Consider the following 20204-nt stretch of genomic DNA (forward strand, 5'->3'; position numbering starts at 1 on the left):
CTGCATGCGGGGCGCATCGGTGCATCGTGGGGGGCGCGTAGGAGGCCGGGGCGCCGTAGGTGGGTAGCGACAGGACGCAATGGGGAAGATTCCCCGCACATCAGGCGGGAAGTGATCATTCCAGCGATCACCCGCGGCCCCTGGGGGTTTTCATGGCAGCCAGGCCACTCGTCGCCCGTCAGCCGAACGAACGGCTGCAGGCGCTCATCCAGGAAGCCGGGTGCTCCAATGCCGGGCTCGCCCGGCGCGTCAACATGTGCGGGGCCGAGCACGGCCTCGACCTCCGCTACGACAAGACCTCCGTGGCCCGCTGGCTGCGCGGCCAGCAGCCGCGCGGCCGGGCCCCCGGCATCATCGCCGAGTCCCTGGGCCGCAAACTCGGCCGGACCGTCACCATCGACGAGATCGGCATGGCCAACGGCAAGAACCTCGCCTCCGGTGTCGGCCTGCAGTTCTCCCCGACCGTCGTCGGCGCGATCGAGCAGGTCAGCGAGTTGTGGCGGAGCGACGTGGGGCGGCGCGACTTCCTGTCGGGGTCGAGCGTGGCCTCCTCGGCGCTGGTCGAGCCGAGCCGGGACTGGCTCATCACCGGGGCCGACGCGCAGGTCGCGCGCAGCGGCGGCTCACGGGTGGGGATGTCGGACGTGGAGGCGGTACGGGCCACCACGCAGGCGCTGAAGGACCTCGACCACCGCTTCGGCAGCGGGCACGTGCGCCCGGTGGTCGTGCACTACCTCAACTCGGTGGTCTCCGGACTGATCGGCGGCGCCTACCGGGAGCCGGTCGGCCGGGCGCTGTTCGCGGCGGTCGCCCGGCTCACGGAGCTGGCGGGCTACATGGCGGTGGACACCGGCCAGCCGGGCCTGGCGCAGCGCTACTACATCCAGGCGCTCCGGCTCGCGCAGGCGGCGGGCGACCGGGCGTACGGGGGCTACGTGCTGGCGGCGTCGATGAGCCACCTCGCGGCCGAGCTGGGCAACCCGAGGGAGATCGCGCAGCTGGCGAGAGCCGCACAGGAGGGGACGCGGGGCCAGGTCACCCCCCGGGTGGAGGCGATGTTCTACGCGGCGGAGGCGCGCGGGCACGCGCTGCTGGGTGACGCGCGGTCGACGGCGGTGCTGTCCTCGCGGGCGCTGACGGCGCTGGAGCGGGCGGAGCCGGAGTCGGGGGACGACCCGGAGTGGATCCGGCACTTCGACCAGGCGTACCTCGCGGACGAACTGGCGCACTGCCACCGGGACCTGGGGCAGGCCGACGCGGCGGCCAAGCGCGCGGAGGAGGTCCTACGGGACCTGCCGGCGGGCAAGGCGAGGCGCCGGGCGATCGGGCTGCTCCTGCTGGCGGCGGCGCGGGTGCAGCAGCGCGAGGTGGAAGCCGCCTGCCAGACGGCGACGCAGGCGGCGGAGGTCCTGTCGGGCCTCCGCTCCCACCGAGGGGCGGTGTACCTGGAGGACTTCCGCACCCGCCTGGACCCCTACCGGGAGGAACCGGCGGCCCGGGAGTTCACGGCCCGCCTGGAGGCGGTCCGCCTGGAGCCGGTCCGCTGACCCCGCCGCCCGGCCCTGTGAACCGGGGCCGTCGGGCGGCGGGCCCGCCGGGGCGGGCACCGCCCGATGTACCGCAGGCTCAGCCGATGACCTCGATGCGGCCCTCACGGCCCGTGCTGATGAGGTGGGTGGCGTCGGCATCGACGAAGCGGATGAGCCAGGAGCCGCTGGTCTGCGCGGTGAACTTCATGCTCACGGCTCCGTAGGCCCCGGAGACGGAGGTGCCCATCTCCTTCCACGCGGTGGAGCCGTCGGGCCGGAAGTAGTAACGGACCTTCTTGCCGGAGTACGGCACCAACCCCTCGGGGGTGGAGGTCCGCAGGACCCCGGAGACGGACAGCTGCTTCCCCTTGACCGCCTGGAGCGGTGCGAAGCGCTCGCCCGAGATCCGGGTTTCGACCCGGTTCTGGGTGAGCACCCGGGTGCCCGTGCTGGGGCCGATGTTCTTGGTGCCCGGCGTGTGCACCCGCCACCCGGTGGCGGTGTACCACCGCGACGGGGCGACCGTCGCGGTGAACGGCTTGTTGTACGGCACGGCGAGGGTCGTCTTGGTGATCCACCGACCGTCGGTGGTCCGGAACTGGATCTCGACCGGCGCCTGCTGGCCGGTGATGCCGTCGACGGTGATCTTGGCGCCGAGGGTGAGCCTGCCGTACTTGTCGGTGGAGACCAGCTTGTCCTCGACGACCTTGGTCGTGTGGGTGACCTTCTTGACGGTCGCGGTGCGCGTGCCGTCGCCGATCAGCCAGCTGCTGGTGGCGACGGCCACGTTCACGGAGCCGGTCCTGAAGATCGGGGGCAGCAGGGTGTAGCTGCCGTCGGGGGCGGCGGTGGCCTCCCCCGTGCCGACCCCCGTCGCGGTGACGCCCTGGCCGGCGGCGGGCTTGACCGTGCCGTCGTCCGCCCGGCGGGCGAGCTTGCCGAGCACGGGCACGGCGGTCCCGTAGCGGGCGGTGAGGGGGGCCGTGGAGGTCAGTGTGAGGATGGACTTCTGGGCCCGGATCGTCGACGGAGCCGTCACGGACACCTCGGTGTCCCCGCTCGCCAGGGCCACGGTGTGCGTCAGGGCCTTCTCGGTGCCGAGGGCGGCGACGGTGATGGTGAACCTGCCCTGCGCGTCGGACACCCCGGTGGCCCAGCCCTCGCCCAGGCGGGCACCGACGAGGGCGCCCGCCAGCGGCATGCGCTGTCCGGTGTGCGGGTGGACCGCGGTGACCGAGCCGGTGACCCGGGTGTCGAGGGCGTCCAGGGAGAACTCCTGTCGGCTGGATGCCGCCTCGAACCGGGCTGCGAGCGCGTAGGTGGACCGGCCGGCGTTGCGGCGGGTCACCTCATTGCCCTTGTAGTCCCGGGCGTACACGTCCAGTTCGTAGTCCGCCATGTCGTCGAGGACGAGGGGCCCGCTCGTGTACCACACGCGTCCGGTCGTACCCGACTCGCCGATCCCGTCCTCGTGGCGCGTGAGGTTGTCGACCACGGCGACGACCTTGTCGGCGCCCGCCCGGCGCACCTCGACCCGGTACGGACGCGCGTTCCAGCCGCCACCGACGTAGACGCTGAACGTGGTCCCGTCCACCTGGATGCTGGCGGACCCCACCTCGACCGGAACGGACTTCGTCTCCGGGTCGGACGTCAGGGCAGTCTGCCGCGCGGCCGGAGTCGCCCCGGGGGCGGCGTTGGCCGTGGGAGCCGTCAGGGCTCCCACGGCCGCGAGCGCGACGGCCGTGCCGACGGCCGTCATGGTCCTCTTGAAACTGTTCACCGGAATCCCCCGTGCGTCACTTGTGATCGACTGCACGGGTTGGACGGCCGAAGGGCCCCGGAGGTTGTACGCGTTCAGCGCGCGAGTTCGACGCGGCCCTCACGGCCCGTGCTGACGAGGTGGGTGGCGTCGGCGTCCACGAACCGGATGCGCCAGTAGCCACTGGTCTGGGCAGTGAACTGCTTGCTCACGGCTCCGTTGGCCCCGGAGACGGAGGTGCCCATCTCCTTCCACACGGTGGAGCCCTCGGGCCGGAAGTCGTAACGGACCTTCTGGCCGGCGTACGGCACGAACCCGCCGGGGGTGGACGTCTTCAGGACGGCGGAAACGGTGAGCTGCTTCCCCTTGTCGACGGTGCTCGGTCCGGCCTTCGCATCGGTGAGCTGGGTTTCGGCGCGGGTCTGGCGCAGCACCCGGGTGCCCGTGCTGGGGCCGATGTTGGAGGTGCCCGGGGTGTACACGCGCCAGCCGTCGGACGGGTACTGGGTGCTCGGGATCGTCACCCTCACGGTGAACGTCTTGTTGTAGGGCACGGTGAAGGACTGGCGGGTGACCCACTTGCCCGGGGCGTACTGGAACTGGATCTGGATCGGCGCCTGCTGGCTGGTGATGCCGTCGACGGCGACCTTTCCGCTGATGGTGAGCCCGCGGTACTTGTCGGTGGAGACCAGCTTCTCCTCGACGACCTTGGTCGTGTGCGTGACCTTCGCGACGGTCGCGGTGCGCGTGCCGTCCCCCAGCAGCCAGGCGTCCTGGACGGTCACGCCCACGGAGCCGGTCTTGAGGATCGGGGGCAGCAGGGTGTAGCTGCCGTCGGCTCCGGTGGAGGCCGTCGCCTTCCCGGCCCCCGAGGCGGCGACGCTGCGGCCGGCGGCGGGCTTGACCGTGCCGTCGTCCGCGACGCGGTTGAGCTTGCCGCGCACGGGTACGGCGGTCCCGTAGCGGGTGGTGATCGGAGCCGTCGTGGTCAGCGTCAGCGCGGACTTCTGGGGACGGATCTTCGCCGGGGTCGTCACGGGCACCTCGGTGTCCCCGCTCGCGAGGGCCACCGTGACGCTCTGGGTCAGGGTCTTCTCCGTGCCGAGGGCGGCGACGGTGACGGTGAACCTGCCCTGCGCGTCGGACACCCCGGCGGCCCGGCCGTCGCCGAGGCGGGCCCGGATGGCGGTGCCCGTCAGCGGCATGCGCTGTCCGGTGTGCGGGTGGACCGCGGTGACCGTGCCGGTGACCTGGGTGGCGAGGGCGTCCAGGGAGAACTCCTGCCGGCTGGACTTCGCCTCGACCCGGGCGTCGGACGCGTACGTGAACCGTCCGGCGTTGCGACGGCTCACTTCGGTGGTGCCGTTCTTGGCGTACACGTCCAGCTCGTAGTCGCCTATGTCGGCGAGGACGAGCGGCTGCTTGTCACCCTCGTACCAGTCGATCCAGGGGCCGCCCGATTCGTCGGGACCCGGGTCCATGTGCGTGAGCTTGTCGACCACGGCGACGACCTTGTCGGTGCCGGCCCGGCGGACCTCCACCCGGCTCGGAGCGGCTGCGTCGCCGTCGACGAAGACGATGAACTGGTTCTTCTCGTTCTTCCGGACACTGGCGGCCGGCAGCGCGATCGCCGCCTTCGTCTCCGCGTCCGCCGCCAGGGCCGTCTGCCGTGCGGCCGGTACGGCCGCATGCGCGGCGGGAGCCGCCAGCGCCCCCACGGCTGCGATGACGACCGCCGTGCCGACGGCCGTCATCGTCCTCTTCAAGCTGTTCACCGGTTGTCCCCCCACACGTTCGTATGCCTGCTGCGGGGTTTGACGGACGGCCCGTCCCCAGGGTTGTACGGCCTCGGCACCCATCTCGCCGATACCGGACACCAGGTGGCCGGTAGGGCCCCGGCGAGGAGGCCGACACTGGCAAACTCGGCGGAGGACGGTAGCGTGAGCCGACGGTTCCGCGGACGCGGACAGGTCGGAGAGGGAGTTCCGGTGACGGAGAGCGGACAGGGCGCAAGCCCGCAGGGAGGCGAGCCGTGGGGCCCGCCCATGCCCGCACAGCCGCCGGCGCAGCCGCCCGTGCAGCCCGGCGGGGAGCCGGAGTACCTGTACGGCCAGTCCTCCTACGGTGAGACCCCCCACGGCCGGCCGTCCTACGGTGAGCCCTCCCACGGCGAGCCCTCCTACGGCTACCCCGCACCCGGTGGCCCCGCCTACGGCTACCCGCAGGGGCACGTCGTCGGCCCCGGCTACGAGGGCCCCGGCGCCCCCCACGGCTACGGCTACCCGCCGCTGCCGGAGGCAGCCACCCAGTACATCGCGCCGGTCCCGGCCGCCCCCGCGCACGGCGAGGCGGCCACCCAGTACATACCGCCGGTCCCCGCGGCCCCCGGGCACGACGAGGCCGCCACGCAGTACATTCCGCCGGTACCGGCCGCGCCCACCGATCCCGGCCCCGGGTTCGACGGGCTGTTCCGGGAGGACGCGCAGCCCACGCAGCAACTGCCCCCGATCCAGGAGCCGGTGCTCGGCGGCCAGCCGCCGCGGCGACCGCGTCCGCAGCAGCCGTACCAGCAGCAACCGCCGCAGTACCAGCAGCAGATGCAGCAGCACCCGCAGCAACAGCAGTACCCGCCGCAGCAGTTCCAGCAGCAGCCGCACTTCCAGCCGCCGCAGGACCCCGGACCCGCGCCCCGCAGGGTCTCGCCCGCGATCGTCGCCGCCGTCGTCATCGGGTTGGCCGTCGCCGGACTCGGGGTCGGCGCCCTGCTCAGCGACGGCAAGGCGCAGAACAACGACCCGGCCGCCACGGCCCCCACCCCCAAGCCCGGCAGCTCCGCCGCGGAGAGCGGGGAGGCTCCGCTGGACCCCGCGCAGCCGCAGGCGGTCCAGCTCGACAAGCTCCTCGCGGACAGCAACGACAGCCGGGCCGCGGTGATCAAGGCGGTCGACGACATCAAGGGCTGCAACAACCTGGACCAGGCGGCCACCGACCTGCGCGACGCCGCCCGGCAGCGCGAGGAGCTGGTGACCCGCCTCCAGGAGCTCAAGGTGGACCAGCTCCCGGACCACGCGAAGCTGACCGCGGCCCTCACCAAGGCGTGGAAGTCCTCCGCCGAGGCCGACAACAGCTACGCGGCCTGGGCGGACGACATCAAGTCCGACGGCGACAAGTGCAAGGACGGCAAGGCCAAGTCGACCGGCAACGCCTCGGACGGGAACAAGGCCAGCGGCGACGCCACCCGCGCGAAGGAGAACGCGGCGGGCATGTGGAACGCCATCGCCGGCAAGTACGGCCTCACCAAGCGGGACAAGAGCCAGCTGTAGCGGCGCGTCCGGGCCCCTCGGCCCGAACTAGCTCGACCGGGGGGCCTGTTCCAGGGTCTTGGTCATGTCCATGGACTGCTCGCCGCCCGGCTGGGCGACCAGCCGGCCCTGCTGGACGACCTGGAAGGCGACCCGGCCGTTGACCATGCGGGGGAAGCCGGAGACGGCGCGCATGTCCTGGTAGCGCCAGCTGAGGTCGGGGGTCAGGCCGCCGGTCTTGACGGGGTCGGACTGGTTGAGCTTGCGGGTCAGGCTCCGCCCGGTGAGCTCCTCGCCCTCCTTGAACCGCTTCACCATCTCGCTGAACACCGTGTACGCGATCCAGGTGGTCTGGGCGCCGCTGTCGTCGGGGTCGACGGCGTTGTCGCCGAAGGCGTGGTCCGAGATCACGTTGCGCATCTCCGTCCACAGGGGGTCGGTGGAGACCGGGTACCAGCTCGTGACGTACGCGCCCTCGAAGGGGCTCTCCTTGCCGCCGGTGCGGTCGACCAGGGCCTGGCTGACGGAGCCGAGCACGGAGGAGACCTGCGGTTTGCGATTCTGGGCGTCGGCGCGGCGGAAGGCGTCGAAGAAGGTCTCGGTGCGGGCGCCGAGCACGGCGGCCACGCAGCCCCGCTCCTTGCCGTCCTTGCCGTCCTTCGCGGAACTCGCGCCGCCCTTCGCCGGGGCGGGGGCGGTGGAGGCGGCCAGTGCCTCGTTGGCCTGGACGGAGAGGTCCGCGGCGTCCTCGGCGGCCCGGATGTCGCTGGCCGGGCCCATCTGGTTGGCCTTCAGGCCGGCGTTGAGCTGGAGGGGCAGGGAATCGCCGGCGAGGGTGTCGGGGCGGACCAGGGCGACCTTGGCGCAGGCGCGCCCCAGCTGGTGGCCGGCGCCGGCCACCAGGACGGGCTGGCCGCCGTTGACGGGGTAGGAGAGCGGGGACTGGAACTCCTCCGCGGAGACTCCGTACCCTCCGATGAACGGGATGCCCTCGGCTTCCAGCGGGGCCAGGAAGGCGCGTCCGTGCTGGCTGTAGGAGCCGATGACGGCGACGGCCTTCTCGGCGACCGCCTTGCGGGCGCAGTCGGCGGCGCCGGTCGGCGTGTTGCGCTCGTCGCAGGTCAGGACGCGGAGCTTGCGGCCGTTGATGCCGCCCTTGGCGTTGACCCAGCGCTCGTAGGCCTTGGCCATGCCCGGCATGCCGGGCATGTTGGTCGCCTTCGAGTCCACCGGGGCGAAGGTCATGACCGTGAGGGTGTCGGCGCCCCCGGAGCCCCCCGAGCCTCCGGGGAGCGCCCCGCAGCCGACGACGAGACACGCGCCCATCGCCATGGCCGTGGTCCGGGCCAGAAGGGTGCGGGACAGTGCTGCTGCGCATCGCCGGGTGGTCATGTGCATGCACCATTCCGCGCCCCGGGTAACTCAAGCGTGAGGTGTACACAACATCAGGTGACACCCAGGTGAATTACGGGTGGCGCCCATACGCTGGGTGAGCGCCGGGCGGGTCCCGGCCCCCGGCCGCAGGTGCCTGAAGATCACGTCCAACGGGAACGTACGATCGAAAGCGTGACATTCGCCCAAGGTTCGAAGAACTCTTCCCGCCGCGGCGGCCGCTCCACCACCATGGGCGGCATGCCCCTCAACGACATGCCGTGGTGGCGCTGGCGCAGCAACGTGCGCTCGGCGCTGCACATGCTCTCCGACCCCGCGTTCCAAGAGGACACCTGGCTGGCCGGCGCCGAAGGGTACGGGGACGTCACCGACGCCGTGTACCGGCTCGTCGAGGACACCTGGCTCGACAGCTGGTCCGCGGAGAAGTACGTCGGCACGATCTTCCGCGACTCGCAGGAGGCGGCCTTGGTCGACCTCGCCGTGCTGCGGGTGCTGCGGATCATGCACCAGATAGGCCCCGACGCCCCGGTCTCCGGCTACCTGGAGCACCACGCCTGGCCGGAGGCGGTACGGGCCGCGCGCGAAGCCCACGTACGGATGGCGACCGTGGACGGGGAGGACCCGGACGCGCGCCCGTGCTCACTGGACGTCCTGAGGATCCTCACGCGCGCGGTGTGATGTGAAAGGCTGTGGGGTCATGAGCGACGACCCGCAGCCCCAGGCCCCGCAGCAGTACGTACTGACCCTCTCATGCCCGGACAAGCAGGGCATCGTGCACGCCGTGTCCAGCTATCTGTTCATGACCGGGTGCAACATCGAGGACAGCCAGCAGTTCCGCGACCGGGACACCGGCCTCTTCTTCATGCGGGTCCACTTCGTCGCCGACGCCCCGGTGACCGTGGAGAAGCTGCGGGCCAGCTTCGCCGCGATCGGCGACAGCTTCCGGATGGACTGGCAGATCCACCGCTCCGACGAGCGCATGCGGATCGTGCTGATGGTGTCGAAGTTCGGGCACTGCCTCAACGACCTGCTCTTCCGCCACCGGATCGGCGCGCTGCCCGTCGACATCGCGGCGGTGGTGTCGAACCACACCGACTTCGAGGAGCTGGTCGGCTCCTACGGGGTCCCGTTCGTGCACATCCCGGTGACGAAGGACACGAAGGCGGCGGCCGAGGCGCAGCTGCTGGAGCTGGTCCGCGCCGAGGACGTCGACCTCGTGGTCCTCGCCCGCTACATGCAGGTGCTGTCGGACACCCTGTGCAAGGAGATGAGCGGGCGGATCATCAACATCCACCACTCCTTCCTGCCGAGCTTCAAGGGCGCGAAGCCCTACCACCAGGCGCACGCCCGGGGCGTGAAGCTGATCGGCGCGACCGCGCACTACGTGACGGCGGACCTGGACGAGGGCCCGATCATCGAGCAGGAGGTCGAGCGGGTGGGGCACGACGTCACCCCCGACCAGCTGGTGGCGATCGGGCGCGACGTGGAGTGCCAGGCGCTGGCGCGGGCCGTGAAGTGGCACAGCGAGCACCGTGTCCTGCTGAACGGGACCCGGACGGTCGTCTTCGCCTAACCCCGGCGGGCGGGGGTCGGCAGGGCGTCCGGGTGGGCAGGGCGTCCGGGCGCCCGGGCCTACATCCGGCTGAGGGACGCTGCCGCGAAGAGGACGTCGCGGATGGCTTCGCGGTCGCCGTTCTGGCCGACCGCGGCGTCCTCCGGGGAGATGTGGCCCGCGGCGAGCTGGCAGAATTCGGCGCCGTCCAGGGCGATCCGGGCCACGGTGTGGTCCGGCGAGGGCTTCGCCGCGGGGGAGTCCAGGGCGATGTCCCAGCCGCCGCCTCCCGCCCCCTCGATCTCCAGGTGCAGGGTCCGGCCCGGCGCTCCCGCCGCGACCAGCCCGCGCGGCGGCGCCGCCAGTCCGGCCCGCCGGCGCCCGGCCAGGGCGGCCGGCAGGAGCCGGGCGGCCAGGTCGATCATCCGGTTCAGGTGCGGCGCGGCCGGCGGGTCGTACGGGTAGTCCACCGCGTCCGCGATGTCCAGGGCGTGCACCCAGCACTCGAAGGCCCGCTCCAGGAAGGCGTCCCCGAGGGGCAGGGCGAAGGCGCCGTAGTCCACGTCCAGCTCGGCCACGCCGCGCCCCGCGAAGGACACCGTGCGGACCAGGTTGTGGCCCTGCTCCCGCCACGGCTCGCGGACCCGGCGGGTGGTCGGGTACGGGGAGTCCTCCCAGAACCGTTCCGTGCGCTCGGCCGGGGTGTCCGCGGCCGCCTCGCGGCCCAGCGGGTCGTCCAGGCCCAGCGCGGCCGCCACGAGGCCGTCCACCGCCAGCAGGTGCCCGATGACCCCGGCCACCGTGGTCCGGCGCGTCCGGCGGCCCTCGTCCTCGAACCACTTCAGCCGGACCGGGGTGTGCCACTCCGAGTCCCCGAAGTCCCGTAGCAGCGCGTCGAGCCGCGCCGTCTCGGTGTCGTACGGGCTCGCCCACACCGGGACCGGGATGCGGGCCGGGCGCTTGCCGAGGCAGTCCTCCAGCACGCGCGAGCGCAGCAGCGGCTTGAGGTCGAGGCTCTCCTCCGGCTGCAGCAGCCCCACGGCATCGCGCAGCCGCAGCGCCTCCTCGGCGCAGCGCGCGCATTCGGTGAGGTGGTCCTCGACGGCCTGGGTCTCCTCCGCCGAGCACGCCGCCAGGGCCCAGGCGCCGAGCAGGGACTTCAGTACGGCGTGGGTGGGCGGGGGGCCGGCGGGGACGGGAGCGGGTTCGGCGTCGGGTTCGGGGTCCGCGGGCGCGGGTGTGAAGGTGTGGGCGTGGACCTCCGGGTACCGGGTGTACCGCGCGTCGACGATGTCATCGAGGTCGTCGACGTCATCGAGGTCGTCGAGTTCATCGCGATCGTCCATGTCACGGAGGCCGTCAAAGCCATCGAGGTCGTCGAGGTCGTCGGCCGCGCCGCGCGGGCCCGGTATGCGTGCCGGGCCGACGGGGTTGCGGGACTGCTCGTGCCGCTCGTTCTGCTGGTGCGGTCCGTACTCTTCGCCGTCTTCTTCACCGAAGGGGCTGCTCGGCGTCGTCATCGGGTGGTTCCATATCCGGAAGGTCCGTATTCCGGCGGGACCGTGTCCTCGCGCGGAACGGTGTTGGCCGTGGAGAGGAGTTGCAGGCCCAGGCGCAGCCGGCGCCGGGCCTCGTCCTCGCTGATCTGCAGGTCTGCGGCGGTCTGGCGGTAGTTGCGGCGCTTGAAGTAGGCGAGTTCGAGCGCGGCCCGCAGGGGTGCGGGCATGGAGGTGACGATGAAGTCGGCGCGGGCAGCCGCGTTGGCGGTGCGCACCTTCTGTTCCACTTCCTCGCGGGAGCCGTTGCCCAGTTCGGCCTGGCGCAGGCGGGCCACGGCCTGCCCCTGGGTGATGCGGGCGATCCAGGAGCGCATGGAGCCCTGTTTGGGGTCGTAGGCGTCCGGGTTCTCCCAGATGTAGCCGAAGACCTCGCGGGTGACCCGGTCGGCCGCCTTCTCGTCGCCGAGGACCCGGTGGGCGAGGCCGTGCACGAGCGAGGCGAAGCGGTCGTACAGCTCCCCGAGCGCGGCGGCCTCGCCGCGGGACAGGCGTTGTTGCATGCGGCGGTCCCAGCGCGGTGGTGCGTCCTTCGGCATCGTGCCCCCAGCCGGGATTCCCGGTTTCGCAGCCGTGTGTCGACCACTCGAATGTAGTGGGCATCCAGCCGTGTGCGCCCGTTTTGGCTGAACCTCGTCCCGGACGTGCGCCCTGCGTGATAGCGGCGTCGCGCGGGGTGAAGGCCGATGTCGGCCGTGCTCCATGGGTACAGGCGTACGCGCCCCACCGCGCTCCTCGTGCGCTGGTTCGATGCGGCCACCTCCTTGACCGCTTCGCTTAACGCGCAGGCCACGTAGGCCTTACGCTCCTGTCCTGTCTTGAACTGCACCCCACCGCACACGTGAAGGCGGAACGCCGAAAATGGACAGCGCAGAATACGAGCGCAAGATCGCCGCCCGCTTCGCCACCTTCGACCAGGACGGGTCCGGGTATATCGACCGGGAGGACTTCAGTACGGCCGCCAAGGCGGTCCTGGCCGAATTCGCCGTGGCGGCCCGGTCCGACAAGGGCCAGGCCGTCTTCGCCGGCGCGGAGGCCTTCTGGCAGGGCATGGCCGGAATCGCGGACGTGGACGGAGACCAGCGGGTGTCCCGCGAGGAGTTCGTCACGGGCGCGGCGAAGCGGCTGCGGGACAACCCGCACCGGTTCGCGGAGATCGCGCGCCCGTTCCTGCGGGCGGTGATCGCGGCGGCGGACACGGACGGCCTCGGCGCGACCCCGGTGGCGACGGCCCGCGTGCTGCGCGTGCTGGGCACGCCGGAGGAGTTGGCGACCCCGGTCGCCACGGCCCTGGACGCGGACGGCGACGGCCGCATCACGGAGGACGAGATCCTGGCGGCCTTCGCCGGCTACTGCGGAGTGGCCGCCCCGGACGCGTAACCCACGTCCCCGGCCCCTGGGACCCGCCCCGTGCCGTTCGGCAGGGGGCGGGTCCTCGTGTTCGTCGGCTCCTGCGCGCGGGGTGACGGGCGGCGCAGGCTGCGGCGTCATGCGAAGGACGGGGTGCCGCGGAGGGCCTGGCGGACCGCGTCGGCCAGGGTGGCGACCTCGGTGGGGGAGAGCGGGGGCGCGGGGGGCGTCTTCGTGCCCGGGGCCGTGCAGCTGCGGCAGGGGGTGTCCGGGGCGGGGAGCGGGTCGCGGCAGGAGCCGCATTCGGCGGGGCGCGCGGGGTCCTCGCGGAGGCGGGGGGACGGGAGTTTGCGGACCAGGCGGTCGGCGAGCAGGGCGCGGGCGGAGTACACGAAGCGCGGCAGCCCGTCGGCGAGCAGGGAGCGGGCCTCCAGGAACGACACGCCGTGCGCCGCCCATGGTTCGGCGAGGGGGGCCAGCCCGAGGGCTTCGACGGCGCTGAGTGCGAGGCGCGGCTCGTAGGCGGCGATCCGGGCGAGCAGCGCCGCCCCGCGGCCGGTGGCCCCCGGGGGCGGTTCGGCGGGCTCGGTGGGTCCGCCGTGTTCGCGGTGTCGGCCGGCTTCCTCGCGTCCGTCCCGGCCGCCGCGTCCGTCGTGTCCGTCGGCTCCGGGGAGGGAGGGTTCTTCTTTCCCGGTACTTCGTCCCTGGGGGGACGCTCCCGTCGCGCCGTGCTGCGTGTCACCGGTTCCCGGGTTCGGACCCGGGGGCGGGGCCGCTGCGGGTTCGCCCTCAGGAGTGAGATTCGGGTCCGCTTCCGGAGCGGGTGGCGGGGGCGCTCCGTCAGGCCCTGGCCCGTGGTCCGCGTGCGGGGTGTCGGTGACGAAGGTCTGCGTGTGGACGTACCCGGTCTCCGCGTCGCGCACGGTCCGCCGCACGTAGTAGCCGTAGCGGACCAACTCGTCGACGGCCTTGGCCACTCCGCGCCGGCCGACGCCCGGGTGCTTGTCGGCGAGCGTACGGACGTCCTCGCGGGTCCCGTCGGGGAGGGAGAGCAGATAGCAGAGGATGCCCCGGGCGGTAAAGCTGAGGCGCCGGTCCCGGACGACTTCGTTGCCGAGGACGGTGAACGCGCGCTTGCGCGGGCTAATCTGAATACGCATCGGAGACCTGATTTGTCTCTAGTGCCGGGCCCCGGGGCGTTGGCGCGCCGCCGGGGTCACCTGACTGTCCAGTTCGTGACGAGCCGGACGATAGCGCAGCGTTCGCGGCATATTCCACCCGTGGCCAGGGCTATCAACTCCGCGTCAATCGCACGGAGTTCGACGGAACGTGCCGCCAGTTGCCCCGTACGGCGCCGCGGCCGCCAGGGGCGACAGGACGGCGGCCCCCGGTCGGCCCGCACCCATGACATACGCTGCCCGGGGGGCGGTGCGATCGGCGCGTCGGCCACGGGGGAGCGCGCGCGGGGGCCGATGACGCAGCGACGGAACGACGGAGCGCCCGGGGCGGCGTCCGGGGCGGTGCCCTTCCGTGAGGGCGGAGGGTGGGACTCCGCCTTGTCGGCCGGAGCGTTCGCGGCTGTGCGGGAAGCCGGATTCGAACCGGTCGGGCAGGTCGTCGGAACGGCCGTCTTCCACATCGGCTACACCGGAGTCTGGGGCTGCCCGGGTGCCTGGTCCGTAGAGGACGGCAAGAGGTCCAACGCCTCGGCGTGGGACGCCTCCTTCTCCTTCCTGGTGCGGTCCTTGTACGAGGCGCGCAGGCTGGCGATCGGCCGCGCGGTGGCCGACTGCCGGACGCTCGGCGGGGACGGCATCGTCGGCGTGGAACTGAAGGCCAGGGAAATCACCCCGGAAACAGTGGAGTTCGCCGCATCGGGCACCGCGGTCCGGGCCCGCTCGCGCGTCCGGCCACGAGCGCCGTTCACCTCGCACCTCACCGGCCAGGACTTCGCCAAGCTGCTGCACGGCGGCTGGGTACCCACCGGGCTCGTCCTCGGCATCGCCCTCGAAACCCGGCACGACGACTGGCGCACCAACCGCCGGAAGACCTGGATCGCGGGGAACCAGGAGATCGAGGGCCACACCCGGCTGATCGGCCACGCCCGCCGCACGGCACACGAGGAACTGGCCCGCGACGCCGCCCGGCACGGCGGCGACGGGGTGGTGGTGGACGAGATGAGGCTGGTGGTGCGCGAGAACGAGTGCCCGTCCTTCGGATACGGCCGCGACCTCGTCGCGGAGGCGGTCCTCGTCGGCACCTCGATCGCCCGGTTCCGCCGCGCCGAGCGGCCCGCCGGGCCCGGACCACTGACCATCATGAGACTGGAGCGCGAACACTGACATGAGCGAGCGAACGGGGCGGGAACCGGGCGGGACGCCCGCATGGCAGGCGGCGGAGGCCGTCTCCGACGACGCGATGCGACGGCTCGCGCAACTCCAGCCGGGCGAGAAGGGATCGCTCTTCACCTCGGACCTCACGGTGAACGAGTTCCTGCTGGTGCGCGAAGCGGGCTTCCGCCCGCTCGGCCTGGTGCTCGGCTCCTCCGTCTACCACGTGGGCATCCAGCTCGGCCGGTGGTCGAAGAACCAGGAGCTGACCAAGCTCTCCCAGGCGATGTACGAGGCGCGCGAGCTGGCCATGGGCCGGATGGAGGCCGAGGCGCACGCCCTGGGGGCGGACGGGATCGTCGGGGTGCGCCTGGACATCGAGTTCAAGGAGTTCGGCTCGGACATCGCCGAGTTCATCGCGGTCGGCACGGCCGTCAAGGCCGACGGAGCAGATCCGGGGCCGGGCGGGAGCTGGCGCAACAACAAGGGCAGGCCCTTCACCTCCGACCTGTCGGGCCAGGAGTTCTGGACCCTGATCCGCGCCGGGTACGCGCCGCTGGACCTGGTCATGGGGTCGTGCGTCTACCACGTGGCGCACCAGCGCCTCACCCAGGTCATGGGCAACACGGGGCGCAACGTCGAGATGGAGCAGTTCACGCAGGCCCTGTACACGGCCCGCGAGCTGGCCATGAGCCGGATGCAGGCGGAGGCGCAGGCCTTGGAGGCCGAGGGGATCGTGGCGGTCCGGTTGCGGCAGCACTCCCACAGCTGGGGGTCGCACACCACCGAGTTCTTCGCCGTCGGGACCGCGGTGCGCCCGCTGCGCGAGGACCACGTCATCGACCGGCCGTCCCTGGTGCTGGGTCTCGATGCCTGAGGCGGACGTGGAACTGCTGGCCGCCGCCCTGCGCCGGGACAGCGCGGACCTGCGCCTCTACGTCGCCGTGCTCTCGGCCGGCCTCGTGGAGTCGCTGCCCCCCGGTACCGTCCGGGTCGATCGCCGGCGTTCCCTCGCGGAACGCCTGGCCGGGCGCGAGGGGACGGTCACGGGGCTGGACGTCGTACTCGGTGAGCGGCGGCTCTCGCTGCGCACCGAACGGGGCGACGTGCTGGGGGAGGTCTGCCACGAGGTGCGGGGGATCGTGCTCTCGCGCCGCCGTGTGGACCTGGACGAGTGGATCGGCTCCCTGGCCCGCGCCCTGACCGAAGCCGCGGCCTCCAGCGCTCGCGCCCGCGAGGCCGTGGAGCGCTTCCTGGCCTGACCCCCGAGCTGCCCCGGGGGTGCCCGGAGGGCTGCGACGGCTACGCGAAGCGTTCGCGGAGCTTGTACTTGAGGACCTTGCGCAGGGCGTCGTTGCGGGGGAGGGCGTCGACCAGCTCCAGTTGTTCCGGGAGCTTGTGCGGGGAGAGGCCCTCCGTGCGGAGGTACGAGACCGCCTCGGCCAGGGTCAGGGGGGCGGCGCCGGGGGGCTGCTCGATCACCGCGCAGACGCGCTCGCCGCGTTCCGGGTCCGGGAGGCCTATGACGGCGACGTCGGCCACGGTCGGGAGCTGGTGGAGGAGGTCCTCGATCTCCTTCGCCGAGATGTTCTCGCCCTTGCGGATGATGACGTCCTTGCTGCGGCCCGTCAGGACCAGGTAGCCGTCCTTGGTGAGGTGGCCGAGGTCGCCGGTGATCAGGTAGCCGTCGGCGTCGAAGGTGCCGGCGTTCTCCTCCCGGCCCAGGTATCCCTGGCAGACGGCCTCCCCGCGCAGGCGGACCTCCCCGTCGGTGTCCGGGGGCAGGAGCGCGCCCTCCGGGGTCGTGATGCGGATCGACATGCCCTCCGGCGGGCGGCCCTCGGTGGTGGCGAGGTTGTCCGCGGTGTCGTCCGGGGCGCCCATCGTGATCATGGGGACTTCGGTCATGCCGTAGCCGTGGGTGAGCTGGCAGCCCAGTTCGCGGACGACCGCGTGGTAGATCTCCGGGGGCTTCGGGGCCCCGCCGCCCGCGAGGAGGCGCAGGGTGGGGATGAGCTTGGCGGAGGGGTCCTTGCGCTGCTCGGTGAGGAACATGGAGTAGAAGGCCGTGGAGCCGCCGGCGACCGTGACCCCGTGGCGGCGGTAGCCGTCCAGGGCGTCGGGCATCGCGAACTTCTCGAAGAGGACCGCCGGGAACCCGTAGAGCAGGAGCATCACCGTGTAGTCGGGGCCGGCGATGTGGGCGAACGGGAAGGCCATCGAGCCGACGTCGTCCGGTGACAGGTGCAGGGCGTGGGCCAGGCAGGAGCCGCCCGCGATGAGGGAGCGGTCGGTGTGCAGGACTCCCTTGGGGTCCGAGGTGGTGCCCGAGGTCCAGTAGATCCAGCGGACCGAGACGCCCTCCTCGGGGGGCGGGGGGAGCACGGCCGGGTCGCCCGTCGGGAGGGAGTCGTAGGCCTCGAAGACGCCGTGCGCGCCGAGGCGGTGTGCCATCGCGGTGTGGTCGAAGCCGCGCCAGGTGCCGGGGACGGCGAAGAACTCCGCCTTCGACTCGCGCAGCGCGAAGCCGACCTCGCGGTCCCGGTAGAAGGGGATGACGGGGGTCTGGACGGCGCCGATGCGGGCGAGGGCGACCGAGAGCAGCACGGTCTCGATGCGGGTGGGGAGCTGCCAGGCGACCACCGTGCCGGGGCGCACGCCCATGCCGTACAGGCCGGCCGCGACCTGCTCCGAGCGGTCGCGCAGCTCCGCGAAGGTCAGCCGCCGGTCGTCGGCCGCGTTCTGCTCGGGGCCTTCGGCGGCCTCTATGAGGACGGGGGCGTCCGGGGTCATGGCGGCCCGGCGGGTGATCAGGTCCCACAGGGTGCGGGACCGGCTGAGTTCGACTGCGGTGCTCTTGTCCGTCATCCCGGACCCGCCTCCCCTTGGCCGCCACATGACCTGACGGATAGTCAGATCCAGCGCAGAGCGTAGAGCGCGGACGCTTGTCGGTCCAGGGGTGGGGAGCTAGCTTGGTTCCAGATTTCTGACGCTCCATCAGATTCGGGATGTCGGAGCGGATCAGGTCCAACGGGATTCAGCGAGGGGACACCATGGAACTGCCTCGGATCATCAGCGTCGACGACCACGTCATCGAACCGGCCCACCTCTTCGACGTGTGGCTGCCGGCCAAGTACCGCGACCGCGGCCCCAAGGCCCTCACCGCCGGCATCGGCGAGCTCGCCTACACCGGCGGCAAGTACGTGATCACCATGGACCCCGACGGCCCGCCGACCGACTGGTGGATCTACGAGGACCTGAAGTTCCCGTACAAGCGCAACATCGCCGCCGTCGGCTTCGACCGCGACGAGATGACCCTGGAGGGCATCACCCGCGAGGAGATGCGGCGCGGCTGCTGGGACCCCAAGGCGCGCCTGCTCGACATGGACCTCAACCACGTCGAGGCCTCCCTGTGCTTCCCGACCTTCCCGCGCTTCTGCGGGCAGACCTTCGCCGAGGCGAAGGACAAGGAAGTGGCCCTGGCCTGCGTGCGCGCGTACAACGACTGGATGGTCGAGGAGTGGTGCGGCGACAGCGGCGGCCGCCTCATCCCGCTCTGCATCATCCCGCTCTGGGACATCGACCTGGCCGTCGCCGAGATCCGCCGCAACGCCGCCCGCGGCGTGCGGGCCGTGACCTTCTCCGAGATCCCCACCTACCTCGGCCTGCCGTCCATCCACTCCGGCTACTGGGACCCCTTCTTCGCCGTCTGCCAGGAGACCGGCACCGTCGTCAACATGCACATCGGGTCCAGCTCCCAGATGCCCGCCGCATCCCCCGACGCCCCGCCCGCCGTACAGGCCTCGCTCAGCTTCAACAACGCCATGGCCTCGATGATGGACTTCCTCTTCAGCGGGGTCCTCGTCAAGTTCCCGACGCTGAAACTCGCCTACAGCGAGGGCCAGATGGGCTGGATCCCGTACGCCCTGGAGCGCGCCGACGACGTCTGGGAGGAGCACCGGGCCTGGGGCGGGGTCAGGGACCTGATCCCCGAGCCGCCGTCCACGTACTACTACCGGCAGATGTTCTGCTGCTTCTTCCGCGACAAGCACGGCATCGCCTCGCTGGACGTCGTCGGCCGCGACAACGCCACCTTCGAAACCGACTACCCGCACGTGGACTCGACCTTCCCGCACACCAAGGAGGTCGCCCTCGACCACGTCAAGGGTCTCGACGAAGAAACGGTGTACAAGCTCATGCGCGGAAATGCCATCCGTATGCTCGGACTTGACTTCGACAAGGACCGGCGGACGGGGCGGTAGGCGCAGTGGACCTCACCTATACCGAGGAGGAGCGCGAGTTCCGGGCCCGGCTGCGGGCCTGGCTCGCACACGTGCTCCCCGGGCTGCCGCCCAGGCCCTCCCCCGACGACTGGCCGGGCCGCCGCGCCTACGACGCGGGCTGGCAGCGCCGGCTGTACGACGCCGGGTACGCCGGACTGCACTGGCCGGTCGACGCCGGCGGCCGCGGGGCCACGCCCACGCAGCACCTGATCTACCTGGAGGAGACCGAGCGCGCGGGAGCCCCGTACGTCGGTGCGAACTTCGTCGGACTGCTGCACGCCGGGCCGACCATCGCCGCCGAGGGCACCGCGGAGCAGCGGGCGCGCTGGCTGCCGCCCGTCCTGCGCGGCGACGAGATGTGGTGCCAGGGCTTCAGCGAGCCCGGCGCGGGCTCCGACCTGGCCTCGCTGCGCACCCGCGCCGTCCGCGACGGCGACGAGTACGTGATCACCGGCTCGAAGATATGGACCTCGCACGCGGAGGTGTCCGACTGGTGCGAGCTGCTGGTCAGGACGGATCCGATCAGCGAGACCACCCCCAAGCACCGCGGGATCTCCTGGCTGGCCATGCCGATGGACGCCCCCGGGGTGACGATCCGGCCGCTGCGCACCCTGGCCGGGTCCACGGAGTTCGCGGAGATGTTCCTCGACGAGGTCCGGGTCCCGGTCGCCAACCGGGTCGGCGCGGAGAACGACGGCTGGCGGGTCACGATGGTGACCCTGTCCTTCGAGCGCGGCACCGCCTTCGTCGGCGAGGTCGTCGCCTGCCGCCGCACCCTGGGCGAGCTGGCGCGCGCCGCGAAGGCCAACGGCCGCTGGGACGACCCGGTGCTGCGGCGCCGGCTGGGCCGGCTGTACGGGGAGTTCGGCGCCCTGTGGCGGCTCACCCAGTGGAACGTCAGCGAATCGGAACGCTCCGGCGGGGTCCCCGGCATCGGCGGCAGCGTCTTCAAGCTGGCGTACTCGCACGCGCGCCAGGAGCTGTACGACACGGCCGCCGAGGTGCTGGGGGCGCAGTCCCTCTCGCTGGAGGAGGAGTGGACCCTGGACCGGCTCTCCTCGCTCTCGTACACGATCGCGGCGGGCACCTCGCAGATCCAGCAGAACATCGTGGCCGAGCGCATCCTCGGCCTTCCGAAGGGCAGGTGAGCG

General features: G+C 72.1%; 17 protein-coding genes. 10 read left to right on the top strand and 7 right to left on the bottom strand.

The features are described 5' to 3' along the window. The first annotated feature begins 152 nt into the window (after positions 1–152). Entirely contained in the window at positions 153–1547 is a 1395-nt protein-coding gene (locus ACZ60J_RS17425) for a transcriptional regulator (RefSeq protein WP_469682744.1), read from the top strand. 79 nt (positions 1548–1626) lie between these two features. On the opposite strand, the gene ACZ60J_RS17430 is transcribed toward ACZ60J_RS17425, so the two are convergent. Together ACZ60J_RS17430 and ACZ60J_RS17435 are read right to left on the bottom strand one after the other, a co-directional pair. Beyond that, positions 1627–3309 carry a hypothetical protein gene (locus tag ACZ60J_RS17430; protein ID WP_469682746.1) on the bottom strand — a complete coding sequence of 561 codons (1683 nt, stop codon included), beginning with the start codon at positions 3307–3309 and terminating at the stop codon, positions 1627–1629. 74 nt (positions 3310–3383) lie between these two features. Continuing rightward, the gene (locus tag ACZ60J_RS17435; protein WP_469682747.1) at positions 3384–5063 is read right to left on the bottom strand and encodes a hypothetical protein; all 1680 of its coding nucleotides are present in this window, start codon (positions 5061–5063) and stop codon (positions 3384–3386) included. 270 nt (positions 5064–5333) lie between these two features. Between ACZ60J_RS17435 and ACZ60J_RS17440 the strand changes: the two genes are divergently transcribed. Further along, positions 5334–6611: a hypothetical protein gene (locus tag ACZ60J_RS17440; protein ID WP_469682749.1), complete on the top strand. Its 1278-nt coding sequence runs from the start codon at positions 5334–5336 to the stop codon at positions 6609–6611. A 27-nt stretch (positions 6612–6638) separates the two neighbouring features. Here ACZ60J_RS17440 and ACZ60J_RS17445 read toward each other — a convergent pair whose 3' ends face one another. Next, the gene (locus tag ACZ60J_RS17445) at positions 6639–7982 is read right to left on the bottom strand and encodes an ABC transporter substrate-binding protein (protein ID WP_469682751.1); all 1344 of its coding nucleotides are present in this window, start codon (positions 7980–7982) and stop codon (positions 6639–6641) included. Between the two features lie 231 nt (positions 7983–8213). Here ACZ60J_RS17445 and ACZ60J_RS17450 point away from each other — a divergent pair, with 231 nt between their 5' ends. Together ACZ60J_RS17450 and purU are read left to right on the top strand one after the other, a co-directional pair. After that, complete coding sequence (locus ACZ60J_RS17450) at positions 8214–8660, top strand: SCO4402 family protein (protein ID WP_469683263.1); 447 nt, start codon at positions 8214–8216, stop codon at positions 8658–8660. Between the two features lie 19 nt (positions 8661–8679). Then, complete coding sequence (gene purU, locus ACZ60J_RS17455) at positions 8680–9555, top strand: formyltetrahydrofolate deformylase (RefSeq protein ID WP_469682752.1); 876 nt, start codon at positions 8680–8682, stop codon at positions 9553–9555. 59 nt (positions 9556–9614) lie between these two features. On the opposite strand, the gene ACZ60J_RS17460 is transcribed toward purU, so the two are convergent. Next, complete coding sequence (locus ACZ60J_RS17460) at positions 9615–11054, bottom strand: maleylpyruvate isomerase N-terminal domain-containing protein (RefSeq protein ID WP_469682754.1); 1440 nt, start codon at positions 11052–11054, stop codon at positions 9615–9617. Then, entirely contained in the window at positions 11051–11629 is a 579-nt protein-coding gene (locus ACZ60J_RS17465) for a sigma-70 family RNA polymerase sigma factor (protein WP_469682755.1), read from the bottom strand. Before ACZ60J_RS17465 ends, ACZ60J_RS17460 begins: the two co-directional genes overlap by 4 nt. A gap of 322 nt (positions 11630–11951) precedes the next feature. On the opposite strand from ACZ60J_RS17465, the gene ACZ60J_RS17470 reads away from it, so the two are divergent. After that, a complete protein-coding gene (locus ACZ60J_RS17470; RefSeq protein WP_469682756.1) occupies positions 11952–12470 on the top strand; it encodes an EF-hand domain-containing protein in 519 nt (172 codons plus the stop codon). A gap of 107 nt (positions 12471–12577) precedes the next feature. Here the strand turns inward: ACZ60J_RS17470 and ACZ60J_RS17475 are convergent, their stop codons facing one another. Continuing rightward, the gene (locus ACZ60J_RS17475) at positions 12578–13600 is read right to left on the bottom strand and encodes a helix-turn-helix domain-containing protein (protein WP_469682758.1); all 1023 of its coding nucleotides are present in this window, start codon (positions 13598–13600) and stop codon (positions 12578–12580) included. Between the two features lie 420 nt (positions 13601–14020). Here ACZ60J_RS17475 and ACZ60J_RS17480 point away from each other — a divergent pair, with 420 nt between their 5' ends. Genes ACZ60J_RS17480 through ACZ60J_RS17490 form a run of 3 tightly spaced genes read left to right on the top strand, consistent with a single transcriptional unit; the run spans position 14021 to position 16032 of the window. Continuing rightward, complete coding sequence (locus ACZ60J_RS17480) at positions 14021–14782, top strand: heavy metal-binding domain-containing protein (RefSeq protein WP_469682760.1); 762 nt, start codon at positions 14021–14023, stop codon at positions 14780–14782. A 1-nt stretch (position 14783) separates the two neighbouring features. Then, a complete protein-coding gene (locus ACZ60J_RS17485) occupies positions 14784–15647 on the top strand; it encodes a heavy metal-binding domain-containing protein (protein ID WP_469682761.1) in 864 nt (287 codons plus the stop codon). Further along, positions 15640–16032: a hypothetical protein gene (locus tag ACZ60J_RS17490; protein ID WP_469682763.1), complete on the top strand. Its 393-nt coding sequence runs from the start codon at positions 15640–15642 to the stop codon at positions 16030–16032. The genes ACZ60J_RS17485 and ACZ60J_RS17490 overlap by 8 nt, the downstream gene beginning before the upstream one ends. A gap of 40 nt (positions 16033–16072) precedes the next feature. On the opposite strand, the gene ACZ60J_RS17495 is transcribed toward ACZ60J_RS17490, so the two are convergent. After that, entirely contained in the window at positions 16073–17638 is a 1566-nt protein-coding gene (locus tag ACZ60J_RS17495; protein ID WP_469682764.1) for a class I adenylate-forming enzyme family protein, read from the bottom strand. A gap of 185 nt (positions 17639–17823) precedes the next feature. On the opposite strand from ACZ60J_RS17495, the gene ACZ60J_RS17500 reads away from it, so the two are divergent. Further along, positions 17824–19032, top strand: a complete 1209-nt coding sequence (locus ACZ60J_RS17500; RefSeq protein WP_469682765.1) for an amidohydrolase family protein — start codon at positions 17824–17826, stop codon at positions 19030–19032. 5 nt (positions 19033–19037) lie between these two features. After that, complete coding sequence (locus tag ACZ60J_RS17505) at positions 19038–20201, top strand: acyl-CoA dehydrogenase (RefSeq protein WP_469682767.1); 1164 nt, start codon at positions 19038–19040, stop codon at positions 20199–20201. Positions 20202–20204 lie beyond the last annotated feature (3 nt).

The organism is Streptomyces sp. NPDC104226 (genome assembly GCF_055584085.1).